General features: G+C 57.4%; 1 protein-coding gene. It reads right to left on the bottom strand.

All coding sequences use genetic code 11. The features are described from left to right. Nucleotides 1-1,400: Ig-like domain-containing protein (locus CJO09_RS15535; protein ID WP_119443167.1), on the bottom strand; the 1,400-nt coding region annotated here is incomplete at both ends.

Genomic DNA, 1,400 nt, shown 5'->3' with positions numbered 1-1,400 from the left:
GACACATCGACTGTCGTGTCCGCAGCCAAGTCGGAACCCGCCACATCCACCGACCAGGCACCATCAGCAACCTGCGTTGTGTAAGTCTGACCGTTTACGGTCACGGTGACCGTGTCACCATCCTGAACGTCACCGCCGACGCTACCAGAGACAGTAACGTCACCACCAGACTCAGCAGCATTGACGACGTTATCGGATGTGATGTCGTTGACTGTGATCGACGCATCGATCTCAGTATCAACCGTGTAACCCTGCGAGGTCGAGGCGTTCGCTGTATTGCCTGCAGCATCGGTTGTGGTCACCGAAACAGATACGTTGCTGTTCTCAGCGAGAACTGAGCCAGGGACAGAGACAGACCACGTGCCGCTGGCGACGGTCGCTTCGTAGCTGTTCTCACCTACGGTGATCGTTACCGTGTCACCGTCCTGGACATCTCCACCAACCGTACCGGTTAGCGTGACATCACCCTCAGCTTCAGCTGCGTTGATCACATCATCGCCAGCAATCGTGTCGATCGCGATCGTCGCAGAGACTTCCGTATCTACACTGTAAGTGTGTTCAGCCGTCGCAGTAGCACTGTTGCCAGCCGCATCGGTCGTCGTGACCGACACATCAACTGTCGTGTCAGCAGCCAGATCTGCACCGGCTACATCCACCGACCAGGCACCATCGGCTACCTGGGTTGTGTAGGTCTGACCATTGACGGACACCGTGACCGTATCACCGTCCTGAACGTCACCACCTACAGAACCGGAGACGGTCACATCACCGCCGGACTCAGCGGCGTTGACGACGTTATCAGAAGTAATATCGTTGACTGTGATCGACGCATCAATCTCGGTATCAACTGTGTAACCTTGCGAGGTAGAGGCGTTCGCTGTATTGCCAGCGGCATCCGTCGTGGTCACCGAAGCAGATACGTTGCTGTTAGCAGCAAGAACTGAGCCAGGGACCGAGACAGACCACGTGCCGCCAGAGACCGTCGCTTCGTAGCTGTTCTCACCTACGGTGATCGTTACCGTGTCGCCGTCCTGCACATCACCACCCACCGTACCGGTCAGGGCCACATCACCTTCGGCTTCAGCCGCGTTAATCACATCATCGCCAGCAATCGTGTCGATGCCGATCGTCGCAGAGACCTCAGTGTCCACACTGTATGTGTGCTCAGCCGTCGCAGTGGCACTGTTGCCAGCCGCATCAGTCGTTGTCACAGACACATCGACTGTCGTGTCCGCAGCCAAGTCGGAACCCGCCACATCCACCGACCAGGCACCATCAGCAACCTGCGTTGTGTAAGTCTGACCGTTTACGGTCACGGTGACAGTGTCACCGTCCTGAACATCACCGCCGACGCTGCCTGAGACGGTCACATCACCACCAGACTCAGCCGCATTGACGAC

This window comes from Neopusillimonas maritima (assembly GCF_003576595.1).
Classification (GTDB): Bacteria; Pseudomonadota; Gammaproteobacteria; order Burkholderiales; family Burkholderiaceae_B; genus Neopusillimonas; species Neopusillimonas maritima.
Note: the sequence above shows the minus strand (reverse complement) of the source record. Positions and strands in the feature narration are given on the sequence as shown.